Here is a 17,737-nt window from a genome sequence, read left to right on the forward strand (position 1 = left end):
AGAACATTGACGCAATCACTATATTGCATTTATCTAGACTAGCTAAGGAGCTAAATTATGAATAACGACATTATGAAAGGTCAGTGGAAACAAGTATCAGGTACTATCAAAGAGAAATGGGGTAAGTTAACAGATGACGACTTACAAGAGATTGACGGTAACCTAGAAGTCTTCCAAGGTAAAATGCAAGAGAAGTACGGCATGGAAAAAGATGAAGCAGAAAAAGAGTTTAATAAGTCATTCTAATAGGTCTCACCCTTCTTAACTCTTATTAAATAATCAAACCAAAGGCCAATTCAATTGGCCTTTTTTGTATTACCACGGTGGAGTGAGGGACCGAGATAAAGCCCATTGTTCAGTATGCTTTAGAGGTCACAAAAGATAAGGATAGTGTTTATGATCATTTTATCAGTATTATTTTTTATTATAGGTTTAGCTTTATTAGTTGGCGGTGCATGGTTAATAGCCTTAGGTGGCAGCTTATATTATTGCTTTGCAGGTGTTGTATTTATCGCCGTTTCATTATTACTGCGTAACAGAAATGCATTAGCAAACCTTGTCTACGCTATCCTTTTAATGGCGACATTAATTTGGTCGGTTCTTGAGTCAGGTCTGAGTTGGTGGCCCTTGGCAACCAGAATGGGACTTTTCCTCATCCTAGCAATCCCCCTTCTCTTTATTGCTTTTTTCAAACATCGTAAAGGTTGGATATTTTTATTGCCAGCTTGGATAGCAGCCGGTGCAACGACACTTTCTCCCTTAATGGTCACATCTCCGTCAACCGTAAAAGGTGAATTACCGAGAGTGGTTAGTGCCCCCTTTACAAGTGATGTAAATGAAAGTGATTGGAATGCCTATGGTAGAAGTAATTTAGGGCAGCGATTTTCTCCTTTAGCGAACATAACACCAGAGAATGTTGAACGATTACAATTGGCTTGGCAATATCAAACGGGTGATAAAAAAGGACCTAAAGATGTAGGGGAAACCACTTATGAAGCAACCCCACTTAAAATAGGTAATGCGCTTTACCTTTGTACTCCTCATAACTGGCTTATTGCTTTAAATGCCGATACCGGTGAAGAGCAATGGGTTTATGACGCTAAAGTACCCGCTGACAGTCAGCGTCAGCATCAAACTTGTCGTGGAGTTTCTTATTTACCGCCTAGTGATAGTGAACAACTTCCACCAGTTCAAATAGTTTCAACACCCTCTGAAAACCTAGACTCATTACAGTGTGATGCACAATTATTTTTACCGACATCAGATGCTCGCCTTATCGCTGTTGATCCTGTGACTGGAGCGCGCTGTGCTAACTTTGCAGAAAATGGAGAGTTAGATTTAATGCATAATATGCCATTTAGGCAATCTGGTTATTATTACTCAACCTCGCCTCCATTAGTTGCAGGCGGTGTTGTGATCGTCGCGGGTTCAGTTAATGATAATTACGATATTAACTCCCCTTCTGGTGTAATCCGAGCTTATGACGTAAAAACCGGAGAGTTAGTATGGAATTGGGATTCAGGCAAGCCAAATAAAACAGCGCCAATTGACGAAGATGAAGTGTATGCAACGAGCTCACCGAATAGTTGGTCAGTGGCCAGTGCAGATGAAAAGCTAGGGCTAGCTTATTTCCCTATGGGTAATCGAACGCCTGATCAATTAGGTGTTTATCGTTCACCTGCTGAAGAAAAATATGCAACATCAGTGGTGGCATTAAGCCTTAAAACAGGTCAAGTCGCTTGGGTACAGCAGTTTGTTCACCATGACCTGTGGGATATGGATACACCTGCACAACCCTCTTTATTGGATTTAGAAACCGATACAGGAAAACAACCCGCCTTGGTTATTCCAACCAAGCAAGGTGATATTTATGTGCTTAATAGAGCAACAGGTGAACCTATATTTCCAATCACCGAAGAAGCTGCTCCACTAGGTGCGATTGTTGGAGAGCATACGGCTAAAACTCAACCGACTTCTGCTTTATCCTTTAAGCCTGAAAAATTAACAGAATCGGATATGTGGGGAGCAACGCCACTCGACCAGTTAATATGCAGAATCAATTTTAAACAATTACGCTATGAGGGCCGTTACACTCCACCATCAGAACAGGGATCAATTATATACCCTGGTAATTTTGGGGTTTTCAATTGGGGTAGTATTGCAGTCGATCCTAAACGTCAGCAATTATTTGGTATGCCTTTATACCTTGCTTTTACTTCCACGTTAATACCAAAAGAAGGCGCTGATTTAAGTGGTTCAAATAAAGGAGAACAGGGCGTTAACTCAAATGAAGGGGCTGATTATGCTGTAGATTTAAAACCATTCCTTTCTCCGTTAGGCATTCCCTGCCAACAACCACCTTGGGGATATGTTGCTGGTGTAAACCTTAATAAAGGTGAAACAGCTTGGCAGCATAAAAATGGCACGATTGAAGATATGACTCCGCTTAAATTGCCAATCGAGATGGGTGTTCCCGGTATTGGCGGCCCGATTATTACTGATAGCGGTGTCGTGTTCATGGCTGCTAGCGTTGATAATTATTTACGAGCTTACAACCTAGTCGATGGTAAAGAGTTGTGGAAAGCACGATTACCAGCAGGCGGACAAGCCACTCCTATGACTTATCTAAATAGTCAGGGAGAACAAATGGTTGTCCAAGTTGCAGGTGGGCATGGCTCTATTGGAACAACAATTGGCGATTATGTTGTTGCTTATAAACTAAAAAAATAACAACAAATATAGGCTAAATATAATCCAATAATATTGGGTTATATTTAGCCTTTTTCCGATAGAACAATTAAAGCAATATCCGACGAGATAAATCGTAAAAGTTATTCACTCCTGCTCCTCAAAAGACATCAACAATCCCAAACAATACAATAACAATCCGCATTATATTGTTGATATAAATAGTTTATGTTATTAAATATGTTTAAAGCGTGGTTATACGCATTATTAAATTCAGGGTAAGCCTCTATTTAGAACATAAGGATGATTATGTTTACACAAGTTGTTGGAATACTTTTTCCTGTTTTTGCTTTAGCACTTGTTGGTTTTTTGATTGGTCGTTGGTTAAAGCCTGATTTCAAACCTATTAATCGCATCAATATGGATGTACTTGTTCCAGCCCTTGTATTCTCCTCTTTAGCGGTAATGCCAATTGAAATGGAGCAAATTCCTTTGCTCACTGCTTCAGTTGTTGCTGTGTTATTGCCGGGTCTATTAATGATTCCCATCTGTAAAATTTTTAACCTAAATTTTAAAGTTTGGGTCCCCTCGAATATGTTCCGTAATAGTGGGAATTTAGCCATTCCTTTATTTACTTATACTTTTGGTAATACAGCACTTGCTCCGGCTGTGCTGCTGTTTGTCATTTCATCTTGTGCGCATATTAGTATCGGTATCGCTTTATTAAGTGATGGTAATCCTATTAAAAAAATGGCGACTATGCCTGTATTTTTAGCTGCACTTTTAGCGTTGATATTAAACCTGAGTGGGATAGGAATATGGAAGCCGCTTTATGATGCCACCCATTTACTCGGTGGCGCTTCTATCCCGATTATGTTGTTATCATTGGGTTCTCAGATGTGTAATATCCGACTTAATGGATTAAAGGTTGGGGTTATTTGCACGGTATTATCGTTTGTCACAGGTGCAATGGCTTTTATCGCCATTTATCTGTTTATTCCATTACCAACTCTGCATTTACAAATGATGCTTTTATTCACTATGTTGCCACCAGCAGTAATGAACTATATGTTTGCAGAAAGGTTTAATATCGCGCCCGAAAAGGTCGCGTCTATGGTCTTATTCAGCAATTTATTCAGTATTATCACGCTGCCTATTGTGCTGGTTATAGCTTTGTCACTAGGCTAAAAGGTAAGAATAAAATGATTGTTGTAAGCTATGGGGGATAAATGGACTTTATTACGTTAGTTTTAATGATACCGATATTAGTAATCGGACTTAATCTGATTTCTTTCATTTTATTTAAACGAATTTTTGTATTTGGACACCACCAAAAATTCAATAAAAACATGAGTATTTCTGAACTAAAAATGAAAGTTAACAAGCCATTTATTTTCGGTAATTGGTATCGTAAAGGTGAAGCAAGTTATGCCAGCGCAGTTTTTGCGAATACCCTTCTATTCGCCGCTCTTTTGTTCATAACAGCGGTGGTCACATAAATTTTACGAATACCATTACACTAATATCTTGCTGAATAACTGAATATTAAGCTGGCATTGCCCATTAACAATGGGCTACCAAACTTTGAACAGTGACCAATGATTTTGAATTATTTTTTGAATTAACACATCACGACGAACAACTGAGATGGGATATCCCACCCACATTAAAGAACTCAAGCGGCTTCAACTGATAAAATTTATCTTCTACTGCCTGTGACTGCTCTTCGTATGGGTTCGCCATCACTTCCTGCAACTCTTCAATTAAGCTGTAATCGCCAAGTCTTGCTTGCTGATAAGCAGGTTTTAATAACCATTCACGTAAAATGTATTTAGGGTTAACTTGCTTCATCTGTTTAGAAACTTGTTCAATGCTTCTATCTGTACTTACATCGCAATCGCTGATAAGTAGTGCTTTCCATTTATCAAACCATTCTCCCCAGCGTGTTTCTACTTGCTGACTTTCAGCTTTCTGTTGCGCATTTTTGGGCATTAAATTAGTGTAAAAGCTTTTCTTGAGTGGTTGAATATCATCGGGAATTGACGATAGCTCTCTAAAAAAGATCGTATAATCAATAGGTGTTTGCATCATAATCATCTGTAACTCGCGCAATACAGCCATATGCTCTGGTTTATCCAGTGAGCTAAACCCAAGCTTGGCAGCCCACATAGCTTGCATTTTTGATTCCATCACCGCTGAAAACTCATTTTGAATATTATCAAGCTCAGTTGATGCGTCTTGTTCTGTCGCCAATAGCGGCTTTAATGCAGAACAAAACATTTCAAAGTTACTTTGGGCAGCCTTGGGTTGATTCATAAACGAGAAGTGATTGCCACCACCCGTCCAAGGTTGATAATGAGGATTAAACAGGTCACTAAAACCAAAAGGGCCATAATCCAATGTAAAGCCACCAGCCGCACAATTATCACTGTTGAAATTACCTTGGCAGAAACCAACACGTATCCAATCTGCAATTAATGAGGTCAGGCGATCTCGGAACGCACGTGCTAACAATATTATTTTTTCAGGTGTACTCAGTGTTTTATCAATCACTTCCGCATATTCACGATCAATCAAATGCAGTACTATCTTTTCAAGTTCATCGAGTGCATGAAGTAACTCATCGGGCTGCTCATAATACTGGCCATCTTCACGAGTTCGGCGTGCGAATAGTTCGATTTGTCCAACACGTAGGAATGACGGTGCAACACGTGTCGAAATAGCAACGGGCTCAGTGACCATCATATCTGGATTTTCTGAACGAGAACCTTCTGCATACCACCCACGTTGTACGGTTTCAGTTTTTGAAACGTACAAACTCAAAGAGCGTGAAGTAGCCACGCCCAACGCATGCATATGATCCTGCGCTAAGAACTCACGAACACTTGAGCGTAATACCGCTCGGCCATCTGCACCACGGCAATATGGAGTACGACCACCACCTTTTAACTGCATTTCCCAACGTTGGCCGTTAATCACAGCTTCAAGTACTGAAATAGCACGACCATCGCCATATCCATTACCTGTTTGGAACGGACATTGATGAATAAACTCAACACCATATATGGAAAGCGCATAACCTGTCGCCCACCCTACTTGGCGCATTGGCTCGGGTACTTGAGATATATCACCAGAGAACAATCGCATGAAACCATCTGACTTTGCCAGACTATCGGCGAATCCTAGCTCAGCGAAAAAGCGTTTACTGTGCGCAATATATTCTGGATCTTTAATCGGCGTTGGTTTGACTGGCACATAATGGCCTGAGAAAACTTGTCGTTCATCATGATCAACTCCATCCTCTGTGGCATCTGGGTCGCAATTAAGCGACGCCATCAAAGAATAATTCGCTAAATTAGCGAGTTCGCTAAAGCTAGAGATGGTAGATGGTGTCGATGATTTTTTCTGAGGCTGTTGGTTTGTCATAATGATGGATACCAAGGTTGTTCAAGATAAAAGTGTATACCTAATATCTTACCGCGATATGCTGGAGACTTCTGTACTTATTATGAACTAGTTAATCGGTATCAGGTTACTTTAAAACAATAAAAGCTAATCACTTACGCGGTAATTAGCTTTTATTATAAATATTATTGGTAGGTAATTGTTGATGGGTAATTGTTGGTCGCTAATTATTGAATGAAGCCACCTACCGCTTGAATAGGCGCTAAGCTACTTTCATTACTAACCCAAGCACTAATTGCCTGTGCTTGCTCTTGATGTGCATCTTTAGATAAATTTAGCGTCGCTACCCACTGATTATTTTCAAAGGTCATCGCGATTTTTTGCCAATCCAAAGCAACAAACTCATGTTTAAGTTGTTTATTACGGTTTTCACCGCGCCTTACATTACTTTCTAATCCCATGCCCAATGGTGCTACAGATAAAATCAAGGGTTTACTTGTATCTGCGACAAACCTTTCACCAGGTGAAAATACCGCTTTGACTTGATGCTGCGAAGCTAAAGCTTGATAGTCTATCTGTAAGTTACCCACCTCGCTTTTTGAAAATGCTTCTACTGCACCTTGAATAGAATGGCCTCTGAAAAAGCCTTTCCACTCTTCACCTGAAATAATAAAGTTCGGCGTGTACACACTACGCTGATGACCGCTTGATGATAAACTATACTGTCTAGCGGTGTACTCAGGTGTTGCAAAGCGGTCAGCCCAGCCTAATCTATCCCAATAATCAACGTGAAACGCGACGGGTACAAAGGTTTTAAATAGTTGTGGATCATCGACTAGTTGACTCAGCTTTTTCTCCGCTGGCGGACAAGAACTACAACCTTCAGAGCTAAAAAGCTCAACTAAAGCGACCTTACCGACTCCACTATTAAAGGTTTCAGCTAATGTTTGTTGGCTAAACATGGCGACTGCCAACAAACTAGTTGTGATTAGTTTCTTCATTATTTCCTCTCTCATTGCTAAACAATTTAAAATTCCATTCATGTGCTTATCGAGCTTTAACGGTTTTTAATCGCTTTACATCGTTACGGTATTTAAAAGACCCTGCCAAAAGAGATTTGATTGCATTAAAAATATAAAGATTGGTAAAACTTCACAAGTAAGTATGAGATTGATAATTAACAGAGATTCCTCGGATATAGACGCTACTTTAAATAATAAAAGCTTACTAAACGCCATCTTGCATAATTAGCCCTATCTTCGCATAATGAACTGGTCAAAAAATCAACTACCTATTCTAATATGCTAAGGAAAGACTATGACATGCTGGCAAAAACTACTGCTCATCCACCTCAGCTTTTTAGTTAATACAGTACAAGCGGAACACTCGCAGCCTATGTTGGAAGATAATACGGCTTATCAAACAGAGGTAGTTTGGCCTGATATTGTTATACCATGGGGAATGGTTCAATTACCTGACGGGCAGGTTTTAGCTACGGAACGCTCTGGTACGTTATGGTTATTAAGCGAAAATAAACCTTCAAAAGAGATAACTGGTTTACCAAGCATTGATAGCAATGGGCAAGGAGGCTTACTTGATATTGCTTTGCATCCTGATTTTGAAGAAAACCAACTTATTTACTTTACCTATGCGGCTCAATATACCCATAACAATAAAACTGCCAGCAATACAGCGTTAATGAGAGCGAAGTTAGATATTGATAATCATCAGTTAGTTGACCAAAAACAGTTATATCTTGGTGAAGGTGATTCCAATAAAGGCCAACACTACGGCAGTCGTATTGCTGTCACGGATCAGTTTGTTTACTTTTCGATTGGAGATCGTGGACAGCGCGATAAAAATCCACAAAACTTATCATTGGATGGCGGTAAAATTTATCGCTTAAACCTTGATGGCAGTATTCCTATCTCCAACCCTTTTTATCAACAAGCTGACGCTAAAAAAGCGATTTACTCATACGGGCATCGTAATCCACAAGGCTTAATGACACTTGCTAATAATACTCAGCTCTGGTCACATGAACATGGACCAAGAGGTGGAGATGAAGTTAATTTAATTGAAGCGGGTAAAAATTACGGTTGGCCTATTATCGGCTATGGCACTAATTATATTGGTACGAACTACACAGACATTACTGAAAAACAAGGAATGGAACAGCCTAAACTATATTGGGATCCCTCTATAGCCCCCTCCGGCATGGCCTATGTTGATAGTAACAAGTATCCGCAATGGCAAGGTAAAGTATTACTTGGTGGCATGAAATATGGCCACTTAGTTTTGCTAGACATCAATAATAAAACCGTGGTGAAACAAACTAAATTATTAGCGGGCATCGGCAGAGTAAGAAATATTATGCAAGGTAACGACGGTTATATTTATTTAGGCATTGATGGTAAAGGTATTCTAAGGTTGCTCCCTGAGGGCAGCTAAAAACGGCCCTTTAGTGTCATTACCTTTTCGCTTATAGCTTGTTTAGTGAGGCTCATCAACAATGAGCTTATATCATTAACTTATCAGAAGGTTCACATCACAATTACATAATTGTATTACAAATATAAAAGGCGTTAAGGTTACACTGGATTTATCTAATACTTACCTTAATTCAGGAATGTTTCTATGACGCGTTATCCCCCTTTAAAATATGTATTGAGCAGTGTCAGCCTCTCTATATTGCTCTCTGGTTGTGCCCTTCCCCCTCCTGAAAATGGTATATGGCCAGCAGATATTATTGATTTAAGTTATTGGAAAATCACATTACCCCTAGAAGCTAATAGCGGTAAAGCGAGAGAAGTTAGCGTCAGTGATATTAAGACATTTTATAACACTGACTTTTTCTACGCGAGTAGCGAAGGCGGAGTGGTATTTGCTTCACCAAACAAAGCCCCAACAACAGGTGGATCAACCAATACGCGTAGCGAACTTAGACAAATGATGAATGGCGAATCTGGAGGTGGTCCAAAAGATCAAAGTAACAATTTTGCACTTGCCGCAAACCCTGATGCAAAAGAGTTTGCTGATGTAGGCGGTAAGTTACAAGCCACATTAAAAGTCGATGCCGTATCATTACATGCAGGTCACCCTAACAAACCACCCGCATACTCTATGGTGGTTGGGCAAATACATGCAGGAAAAGACTCCTACTTGTTATATGACACGGACGACCAATTTGGTTGGGGTAATGAACCTATTAAAATTTATTACAAAAAATGGCCAAACCATACTACAGGCTCAGTTTTTTGGACCTATGAGAAGAACTTACCAAGAAAAGATCCGAACCGTACTGATGTCGCTTACCCGGTTTGGGGAAACACCTGGGAAAATCCAACCGATCCAGCAGATACAGGTATCTCATTAGGCGAAGAGTTTAGTTATGTCATTAATGTTTACAACAATATTATGTACCTCACTTTTACCACTAAAAACCAGCCGGAGGTTAACTATAAAATTGATTTATCTAATAATATTGATGCTTATGGTAAAGAAGACAAGTTAGATAACTCTGATGGATACCAAAAAGATTGGTTTTACTTTAAAGCTGGGGCATATAACCAATGCAGCAGTAAAGATGCGCCGGGAATATGGTACACAAATTGCCCTGGTACAGGCGATTGGGCTGTAGACAAAGCCAATGGAGATTACGCACAAGCGACTTTTTATAAAATAGAATTAAGCCCTGCTGAGGCCCCAATTCAATAAGTTATTAACAGGTTCAAGTATAATTTATACTTGAACCTGTTAACCTGAGCTCTGGATGATGAAAGCAAAACATTATATAAAATTAGATAGTTAAATCATTGCATCAATTAATCTAACTTTATCTTAATATCCTCTTTTTCAATTACCAATATCTATAGCGTATGGATACAGAGCGAAAAGCGACGGCTCCACCACCTTGTTCACTTACTTTATGCTGTTCAACCAATCTTGTTCACGCACCTTAAAACAACAAAACCTATCAAAAAAACCAATAACAACACTTAAAACCTATCAATTGTATAGAAACTATCCATTTTACTTAATGATAATAAGTATCAATAATAGCTGCACATAACAGAGACATACTTTACGAGGACAACACAATGGCTAAAACAATTACTTTTGCAGGCATCCATTTCAGCATCGCAACCTTAGTTGCTTTTGCTTTAACAGGCGACTTTTTATTAGGCAGTTTGATTGCGATTATCGAACCATCAATTAATACCGTGGCCTTCTACTTCCACGAGAAAGTTTGGCAGCACCTGCCTTTCCTTAAAAAGCGTGAGTCGATGACCAAAGTCAAAACAATCAGCTTTGCCATTATTCACTTTAACGTAGCGTTTGCTGTTACTTACGCTTTAACTGGTGATGCATTCATCGGTGGATTAATGGCTACTATTGAACCAACAATTAACTCTTTTGCTTACTTCTTCCATGAAAAAGCATGGGGTAAGAAAGACAAGCAAGTGGATTACCAAGTTGACCAAGCTATGTGCGCTTAATATCACCTCGCTAACCATTTAAAAGCTCCATCCCCCTTCCTGCTGACCTTTATATTTTAATAAGGGTCAGCAGGAAAATCATTCACATTTACCTTCATATACTTTCCGCAGATAACCCTTCTTTCTGAAAAAGAGATAAAATATTAAAAATATGGCATGCTATTGGGCTGTCTCCTATCAATGATCTAACGGAAAATAGGAACAAACACTTTATGCGCGTTGCTCAATGTAATCGTTTCGTAAACCCAAATAGAGATATCTCATGGCCAAGAAGAAAAAATCAAGTGTATTAGGTAAGATCTGGTATGTGCTGTGGCGTTTATTATTGTTAATGACACTTACCCTATTACTGTTTCGCTTTGTGCCATTACCAACCTCAGCTTTTATGCTACAAAGTCCTTACCCAGTTACACAGAAGTGGATTAGTATTGATAAACTCCCGTCATCTATGTCGCTGGCTGTTGTTGCTTCTGAAGATCAACGTTTTCCTATCCACTATGGTGTCGACTTTGCAGCGATTGTTGATGCACTTGAGCAATATGATGACGGAGATGGGTTGCGTGGCGCAAGTACGATCACCCAACAAACAGCAAAAAATATTTTTCTTTGGTCAGGCAGAAGCTTTATTCGTAAAGGATTAGAGGCAGGTTTAGCGATCAGTCTTGAAGCCGCTTGGGGTAAAAAACGTATTTTGGAAGTATATTTGAACATTGCAGAGTTCGGGAAAGGTATTTATGGCGTTGAAGCCGCTAGCCAACATTACTTTGGTAGGTCAGCAACACAACTTAGTGCTCATCAAGCAGCACAGTTAGCGGTATTATTGCCTAGCCCACGTACCCGTGATCCACGTAATTTAACCGCTAAACTTAGCCAACGCGTGGTTTGGGTTGAACGTCAAATGCGACAACTTGGTGCGGGCTACCTTAAACCAATTATTGAGAATTAACTTTTTGGGGCAATTGACTGCCCCATCCATTTTACTTTTTCATCAATAGACTAGGCATTCAGCTCTTGACGAATGATTGCCGCGCCAGCACTAAGTGCATTTAATTTAGCATGTGCAACTTCACGTGATAAAGGTGCCATACCACAGTTAGTACAAGGGTATAATTTATCGGCATCTACATATTTAAGCGCTTCTCTCAACGTATCGGCAACTTCTTCTGGCGTTTCAATCGTATTAGTTGCGACATCAATCGCCCCTACCATCACTTTTTTACCGCGAATAAGTTCTAATAACTCCATTGGCACATGGGAGTTGTGGCACTCTAATGAGATGATATCAATATTAGATGCTTGCAATTTAGGAAAAACAGCTTCGTATTGACGCCATTCATTACCTAATGTTTTCTTCCAGTCGGTATTGGCTTTAATGCCATATCCGTAACAAATGTGGACTGCTGTTTCGCATTTAAGGCCTTCTACCGCCCTTTCTAAACATGCAATTCCCCACTCATTTACCTCATCAAAAAATACATTAAAAGCCGGCTCATCAAATTGAATAATATCAACACCTGCCGCCTCTAATTCTTTTGCTTCTTCATTAAGGATCACAGCGAACTGCCAAGCCAACTCTTTACGACTTTTATAGTGATCATCATACAGTGTGTCGATCATAGTCATTGGCCCTGGCAAGGCCCATTTAATAGGTTGATCCGTTTGTTGACGTAAAAATTTAGCATCTTCAACAAATACTGACTTTTGTCGACTAACAGGTCCAATTACCGTAGGAACACTAGCATCATATCGGTCACGAATTTTTACGACTTTACGGTTCACAAAATCTACACCGTTTAAGTGCTCAATAAAGGTAGTCACAAAATGCTGACGGGTTTGTTCACCATCACTGACGATATCGATACCTGCAAGTTGTTGCTGATGTAACGATAAACATAAAGCATCTTTTTTACCGTCGACTAATGTTTTTTCTTGTAATTTCCACGGGGACCATAATGTTTCAGACTCTGCAAGCCAAGACGGTTTTGGCAAGCTGCCAGCAGTAGAAGTGGGTAATAATACTTTCATCAATATTCATCCTATATACGGTATTTTATGTTTATTCTTTTATTGTTATTAATACCAATCACACTAAGTAACTGATCTATTTTGCTTGTTAAAATAACTTATTTCTTCGTTGTAACTTTCGTAAATAGAACAACTATTTAACTTAAGTTACGCCTTAAACTAAGTCATTTTTCCTGCGTAAAATTTAGATCACTTATTTAATGCAATTGGTATAACTAAATCATTAAGCTAAACACGGTTGTTCCGTGTTCAATTTTTCAAATAATGTTTTATGTGGCTTGATAAAGTGCTGCTCAGCAAATTTACCTTGTTCTATACCTAATCGACTGCGCTCATCTCTGTCATATAAAATATGTGTTAATGAATAATCGACATGCTGTAAATCTGGCTGATAGATATCACCAGCGACGGTGTTAGCATTATAAATTTCAGGTCGGTAAATCTTTTGAAAAGTTTCCATGGTACTAATGGTGCTGATTAACTCCAGATTCGTATAATCATTCAATAAATCTCCCATAAAGTAGAAAGCCAATGGAGCAGCGACATTATCAGGCATGAAGTAACGTACCTTTAAGCCCATTTTTCTAAAGTATTGTTCTGTCAAAGAGGAAGCATTCGGCTGATATTCAATGCCTAATATTGGATGCTGGTTGCCTGTTCGTTGATAGGTTTTCGTTTCCGCTACACTTAAACAAATAACCGGTGTTTTGATAAATTGAGCTTTATAAGCAGAAGAGTTTAAAAAAGACTGAAATAGTTGCCCATGCAGGTCGCCAAAATCTTCTGGCACCGAGAATGAAGGTTTATCTTTATTATGCGCTGACAACAAAATACTAAAATCGTAGTCGCGTATATAAGATGAAAAGTTATTACCAACAATACCATCAATGCGTTGGCCGGTTTGATGATCAACAATATTGGTTTTTAACATTTCAATAGAGGGAAAAGTTTGCGTACTATTCTGAATATTCATTTCAACAGAGATGATTTCAAGTTCGATAGAGTAACGATTACCTTGAGGATTATCCCAATGAGCCAATATATTAAAGCGATTATCGATCATCTTTAATGCATTACGTAAATTTTGTTGTCTATTTTGTCCTCGAGCCAAATTAGCAAAATTGGTCGTCGCTCGAGTATTGTCTGCAGGTTGATAATGCTCATTTAAATCTGTGCTGTTAATCGTAAATGTAAAATCTGTACTCATCTTTTAGCTCCAATTGTCTATCATAAAAACTACACACTCCTTGTTTATTAAGATTTACTAGCCAATACGCCTATTAGTATCGATGACACTAAATGAAAAATTCACAGTAATATTGCTTAGCATTAAACAGCAGCAAGTAATTTATACGTCAAACCAAACATGAATAAAAATGATAAATATTCAAATAAACATGAAAATATTTAATACAAAAGTAATAATCTTAATGAAAGCGAAAATTTGCTTATAAAAACTCACAAGTACAACAAACGCTGATAGTTTTCATAAAACAGATCATTGGTTTATATTGGAAACCAAACAACAAACTAGTTAAACGAATTAACCCAAGATAGATGACAGCGATATAATTAAAGGATAAAAATATGGGAACAACGCAACTTGGCTTTCAACCTGAATATCAAGAAGAAACCATCACTTCTAGCGAAGTGTCCGGATTACAGGGTCTAACATTGCTTGAGTTTGGCGCACCTTGGTGTCCACATTGCCAACTGGGTAGTGAATTAGTTAAAACAGCATTCTCTGAACATTCTGAATATAGCGCGTTAAGACATATCAAAGTCTTTGATGGAAAAGGTAAGCGACTGGGGCGTGCTTTTATAGTTAAGTTATGGCCAACGTTGATTTTATTACAGGATGGAAACGAAGTGGCACGTTTAGTTCGTCCAACGGAGTTATCGCCAGTTCAACAACTTTTATGCACTAAATGAGTGAGTTTATTCATCTTGGAAAGCCATTATCAGGATCAAATAATTTTTAATCAGAAAATAAAAAAAACAAAGCGAATAGTCTCGCTCGAATATGCCCTATTTTTAACTATTATATCGCCTATTTAAAAAGCGATTTATTAATTAATAGCGACATTTTTTGACCATTTATGCTATCCAAAAACCAATTAGACCGAAGGCGATTAATACCTATTAAAAATAGGTATATTTAGGTGAAATTAAACGCCGTGACACCTACATTTTGGTAGATAGTTAATGCCTATAATTAAGCGCTAAAAATAACAAAAAAAACGATGGAAAAAGATAAGAAAAATATGAACAAGTTCTAAGTTTATAAAAAAGCAATTTAGCTCTGAAGTTTTTTTAATAGGAAAAAAAAGCTAAAATAATGATTGCAATTCGTATAAAACAGAGCTGACTTGAAACCTTTTGTTAGTGACTACTAACCAACTTAAATCATCTTCATTTGTCCACAATTTTATCCACTAATTTAACAAAACTTATCCCTTGAAAAATTCTCAGAAAGCTTTATCTTGTGTCTCTTCTTTTAAAGCAACACTACATCTTGTGTTTTATTTGAACTACACACACTAGAACAAACAAGCGCTTATTAAGCGAACAGTTTATTCTACTAACATCAAGCTAAGGTCTCTAAAAATGAATAAAAACCTGTCTGTCACCAAGCGTAATGGGAAAAAAGAACCCATTGATCTTGATAAAATCCATCGCGTCATTACATGGGCTGCAGAAGGTTTAAACAATGTTTCCGTTTCACAGGTAGAGTTAAATTCTCACATCCAATTCTATGATGGAATTCGTACTGATGATATCCATGAAACAATCATAAAAGCAGCTGCAGATTTAATCTCAGAAGAATCTCCTGATTACCAATACCTTGCGGCACATTTAGCAGTATTTCATTTACGTAAACGTGCTTACCAACGCTTTACTCCACCAAGCGTATTTGAACATGTCAGCAAGATGGTTTCTAAAGGTAAATATGATGAGCATTTATTAGAAGATTACACTAAGCAAGAGTTTGAAGAGATGGACCAATTTATTGACCATTCTCGTGATTTAAACTTCTCTTACGCTGCGGTAAAACAGCTTGAAGGTAAATATCTAGTACAGAACCGTGTAAGTGGTGAAATCTACGAAAGCGCGCAGTTCTTATACCTAATGGTAGCGGCATGTTTATTCTCTGATTACGATAAAGAAACACGTTTAGATTATATTAAGCGTTTTTATGATGCGACATCGCAATTTAAAATCTCATTACCAACACCAATTATGTCTGGTGTGCGTACACCAACTCGTCAATTTAGTTCATGTGTATTAATCGAAACTGGTGACAGCTTAGACTCTATCAATGCGACATCTAGTGCCATTGTTAAATATGTATCACAACGTGCTGGTATTGGTATTAATGCGGGCCGTATTCGTGCGATGGGTAGTAACATTCGAGGTGGTGAAGCTTACCACACAGGTTGTATCCCATTTTACAAGCACTTCCAAACCGCTGTTAAATCTTGTTCTCAAGGTGGTGTTCGTGGTGGTGCTGCAACAGTCTTCTACCCTATATGGCATTTAGAAGTTGAGTCGTTATTGGTACTAAAAAATAACCGTGGTATTGAGTCAAACCGTGTTCGCCACCTTGATTACGGTGTACAACTTGGTCGTTTATTCTACCAACGCTTAATCGACAAAAAAGAGATCACGCTATTCAGCCCTTCTGATACACCAGGGTTATACGATGCTTTCTTTGAGGATCAAGATGAGTTTGAGCGTTTATACCACTTATACGAAGCTGATGAATCAATTCGTAAGAGCTCAATTTCTGCAGTACAGTTATTCTCTTTACTAATGCAAGAGCGTGCAAGTACAGGCCGTATTTATATTCAAAATGTGGACCACTGTAATACACACAGTCCATTTGACAGTAAAGTTGCACCAGTACGCCAAAGTAACTTATGTTTAGAGATTGCATTACCAACTAAACCATTAACACATATTAAAGATGAAGAAGGTGAAATTGCACTTTGTACTTTATCAGCAATTAACTTAGGCGCAATTGAGTCACTAGATGAAATTGAAGAGTTATCAGAATTAGCAGTAAGAGCACTGGATAATCTATTAGATTACCAAGATTATCCAATTCTTGCGGCTGAACAAAGTAGCTTGAGCCGCCGTACTCTAGGTATAGGTGTAATCAACTACGCTTATTACTTAGCGAAAAATGGAGCGAAATACTCAGACGGTAGTGCAAATAATTTAACGCATAAAGCATTTGAAGCAATTCAATATTACCTATTGAAAGCATCGAACAAGTTAGCTAAAGAACGTGGTGCGTGTGAGAAGTTTAATGAAACTCGTTATTCTCAAGGTATTTTGCCATTAGATAACTACAAAAAATCGATAGATGCTATTTGTGATGAAGGCTACCACTTAGATTGGGAAGAATTGCGTGCAGACATCGTTAAACATGGTTTACGTAATTCAACATTATCAGCGTTGATGCCTTCAGAAACATCAAGCCAAATTTCTAATGCAACTAACGGTATTGAGCCTCCACGTGGTTTCATTAGTGTTAAAGCAAGTAAAGATGGTATTTTGAAACAGGTTGTACCTGAGTTTGATAAATACAAAGATCAATATGAGTTATTATGGAGTATTCCAGATAACAAAGGCTATTTAGAGCTAGTAGGTATCATGCAAAAGTTTGTTGACCAAGCTATCTCAGCAAATACAAACTATGATCCAAAACGTTTTGATGACGGTAAAGTACCGATGACAATCTTACTTAAAGACCTATTAATGGCTTACAAGATGGGATTAAAAACGCTTTACTACCATAACACTCGTGATGGTGCAGATGATGAGAAAGTCATCGAAGATGATGGTTGTGCAGGCGGCGCTTGTAAAATCTAATCTAAACAGCTTCAATAATTATTGAAAAATCAAAAGGATGCCTTATGGCATCCTTTTTTGTTACCTATCAAAAAATTATTTATTTTTTTGCAATATCCATAACTCCACCTAAACTAAATATACCTCCAATTAAATACAGGATAAATAAACAAAATTTATCACCTATTTTAAAATTAATTGTAATTATTTGAATAATTAGGCAATTAAATTAAATCTTCTCGGGTCTTGGTATGGGAGCTTTA

At 38.2% G+C, this 17,737-nt stretch carries 14 protein-coding genes; 10 read left to right on the forward strand and 4 right to left on the reverse strand.

Translation table 11 applies throughout. The features are described 5' to 3' along the window. Nucleotides 1-57 precede the first annotated feature (57 nt). The 4 genes from V5290_RS11905 (at nt 58) to V5290_RS11920 (ending at nt 4,187) form a co-directional block, all read left to right on the forward strand. Nucleotides 58-246: a CsbD family protein gene (locus V5290_RS11905; RefSeq protein WP_333385884.1), complete on the forward strand. Its 189-nt coding sequence runs from the start codon at nt 58-60 to the stop codon at nt 244-246. Between the two features lie 150 nt (nt 247-396). Beyond that, nucleotides 397-2,730 carry a glucose/quinate/shikimate family membrane-bound PQQ-dependent dehydrogenase gene (locus V5290_RS11910; protein ID WP_333385887.1) on the forward strand — a complete coding sequence of 778 codons (2,334 nt, stop codon included), beginning with the start codon at nt 397-399 and terminating at the stop codon, nt 2,728-2,730. 267 nt (nt 2,731-2,997) lie between these two features. Beyond that, nucleotides 2,998-3,876 carry an AEC family transporter gene (locus tag V5290_RS11915; protein ID WP_333385890.1) on the forward strand — a complete coding sequence of 293 codons (879 nt, stop codon included), beginning with the start codon at nt 2,998-3,000 and terminating at the stop codon, nt 3,874-3,876. A gap of 41 nt (nt 3,877-3,917) precedes the next feature. Continuing rightward, nucleotides 3,918-4,187 (forward strand): hypothetical protein, encoded by a 270-nt coding sequence (locus tag V5290_RS11920; protein WP_333385893.1) that lies wholly within the window; start codon nt 3,918-3,920, stop codon nt 4,185-4,187. A 130-nt stretch (nt 4,188-4,317) separates the two neighbouring features. Here V5290_RS11920 and V5290_RS11925 read toward each other — a convergent pair whose 3' ends face one another. Then, entirely contained in the window at nt 4,318-6,114 is a 1,797-nt protein-coding gene (locus tag V5290_RS11925) for a protein adenylyltransferase SelO (RefSeq protein WP_333385896.1), read from the reverse strand. Nucleotides 6,115-6,320: 206 nt separating this feature from the next. Then, entirely contained in the window at nt 6,321-7,094 is a 774-nt protein-coding gene (locus V5290_RS11930; protein WP_333385898.1) for a DUF1223 domain-containing protein, read from the reverse strand. A gap of 316 nt (nt 7,095-7,410) precedes the next feature. Here V5290_RS11930 and V5290_RS11935 point away from each other — a divergent pair, with 316 nt between their 5' ends. From V5290_RS11935 to mtgA, 4 genes are all read left to right on the forward strand, one after another. Continuing rightward, nucleotides 7,411-8,544 (forward strand): PQQ-dependent sugar dehydrogenase, encoded by a 1,134-nt coding sequence (locus V5290_RS11935; protein WP_333385901.1) that lies wholly within the window; start codon nt 7,411-7,413, stop codon nt 8,542-8,544. A 186-nt stretch (nt 8,545-8,730) separates the two neighbouring features. Beyond that, nucleotides 8,731-9,810: a polysaccharide lyase family 7 protein gene (locus V5290_RS11940; RefSeq protein ID WP_333385904.1), complete on the forward strand. Its 1,080-nt coding sequence runs from the start codon at nt 8,731-8,733 to the stop codon at nt 9,808-9,810. A 383-nt stretch (nt 9,811-10,193) separates the two neighbouring features. Beyond that, the gene (locus tag V5290_RS17555) at nt 10,194-10,592 is read left to right on the forward strand and encodes a DUF2061 domain-containing protein (protein WP_416351614.1); all 399 of its coding nucleotides are present in this window, start codon (nt 10,194-10,196) and stop codon (nt 10,590-10,592) included. A 262-nt stretch (nt 10,593-10,854) separates the two neighbouring features. After that, nucleotides 10,855-11,538: a monofunctional biosynthetic peptidoglycan transglycosylase gene (gene mtgA, locus V5290_RS11955; protein ID WP_333385907.1), complete on the forward strand. Its 684-nt coding sequence runs from the start codon at nt 10,855-10,857 to the stop codon at nt 11,536-11,538. Between the two features lie 50 nt (nt 11,539-11,588). Here the strand turns inward: mtgA and V5290_RS11960 are convergent, their stop codons facing one another. Continuing rightward, nucleotides 11,589-12,617 (reverse strand): methionine synthase, encoded by a 1,029-nt coding sequence (locus V5290_RS11960; RefSeq protein ID WP_333385909.1) that lies wholly within the window; start codon nt 12,615-12,617, stop codon nt 11,589-11,591. Between the two features lie 223 nt (nt 12,618-12,840). Then, nucleotides 12,841-13,824 (reverse strand): DUF1852 domain-containing protein, encoded by a 984-nt coding sequence (locus tag V5290_RS11965; RefSeq protein WP_333385911.1) that lies wholly within the window; start codon nt 13,822-13,824, stop codon nt 12,841-12,843. 380 nt (nt 13,825-14,204) lie between these two features. On the opposite strand from V5290_RS11965, the gene V5290_RS11970 reads away from it, so the two are divergent. Both V5290_RS11970 and nrdA read left to right on the forward strand, forming a co-directional pair. Continuing rightward, nucleotides 14,205-14,549: a thioredoxin family protein gene (locus tag V5290_RS11970; protein WP_333385913.1), complete on the forward strand. Its 345-nt coding sequence runs from the start codon at nt 14,205-14,207 to the stop codon at nt 14,547-14,549. A gap of 675 nt (nt 14,550-15,224) precedes the next feature. After that, entirely contained in the window at nt 15,225-17,495 is a 2,271-nt protein-coding gene (gene nrdA, locus V5290_RS11975; RefSeq protein WP_333385915.1) for a class 1a ribonucleoside-diphosphate reductase subunit alpha, read from the forward strand. The last annotated feature ends 242 nt before the right edge of the window (nt 17,496-17,737 follow it).

This window comes from Psychromonas arctica, assembly GCF_036697365.1.
Classification (GTDB): Bacteria; Pseudomonadota; Gammaproteobacteria; order Enterobacterales; family Psychromonadaceae; genus Psychromonas; species Psychromonas arctica_A.

What these genes read in the sequence shown, in the direction of transcription:
- V5290_RS11960 (WP_333385909.1), bottom strand. Translation starts at nt 12,617, where the DNA reads ATGAAAGTATTATTACCCACTTCTACTGCTGGCAGCTTGCCAAAACCG.
- nrdA (WP_333385915.1), top strand. Translation starts at nt 15,225, where the DNA reads ATGAATAAAAACCTGTCTGTCACCAAGCGTAATGGGAAAAAAGAACCC.
- V5290_RS11925 (WP_333385896.1), bottom strand. Translation starts at nt 6,114, where the DNA reads ATGACAAACCAACAGCCTCAGAAAAAATCATCGACACCATCTACCATC.
- mtgA (WP_333385907.1), top strand. Translation starts at nt 10,855, where the DNA reads ATGGCCAAGAAGAAAAAATCAAGTGTATTAGGTAAGATCTGGTATGTG.
- V5290_RS17555 (WP_416351614.1), top strand. Translation starts at nt 10,194, where the DNA reads ATGGCTAAAACAATTACTTTTGCAGGCATCCATTTCAGCATCGCAACC.
- V5290_RS11965 (WP_333385911.1), bottom strand. Translation starts at nt 13,824, where the DNA reads ATGAGTACAGATTTTACATTTACGATTAACAGCACAGATTTAAATGAG.
- V5290_RS11910 (WP_333385887.1), top strand. Translation starts at nt 397, where the DNA reads ATGATCATTTTATCAGTATTATTTTTTATTATAGGTTTAGCTTTATTA.
- V5290_RS11930 (WP_333385898.1), bottom strand. Translation starts at nt 7,094, where the DNA reads ATGAAGAAACTAATCACAACTAGTTTGTTGGCAGTCGCCATGTTTAGC.
- V5290_RS11905 (WP_333385884.1), top strand. Translation starts at nt 58, where the DNA reads ATGAATAACGACATTATGAAAGGTCAGTGGAAACAAGTATCAGGTACT.
- V5290_RS11940 (WP_333385904.1), top strand. Translation starts at nt 8,731, where the DNA reads ATGACGCGTTATCCCCCTTTAAAATATGTATTGAGCAGTGTCAGCCTC.
- V5290_RS11935 (WP_333385901.1), top strand. Translation starts at nt 7,411, where the DNA reads ATGACATGCTGGCAAAAACTACTGCTCATCCACCTCAGCTTTTTAGTT.
- V5290_RS11915 (WP_333385890.1), top strand. Translation starts at nt 2,998, where the DNA reads ATGTTTACACAAGTTGTTGGAATACTTTTTCCTGTTTTTGCTTTAGCA.
- V5290_RS11920 (WP_333385893.1), top strand. Translation starts at nt 3,918, where the DNA reads ATGGACTTTATTACGTTAGTTTTAATGATACCGATATTAGTAATCGGA.
- V5290_RS11970 (WP_333385913.1), top strand. Translation starts at nt 14,205, where the DNA reads ATGGGAACAACGCAACTTGGCTTTCAACCTGAATATCAAGAAGAAACC.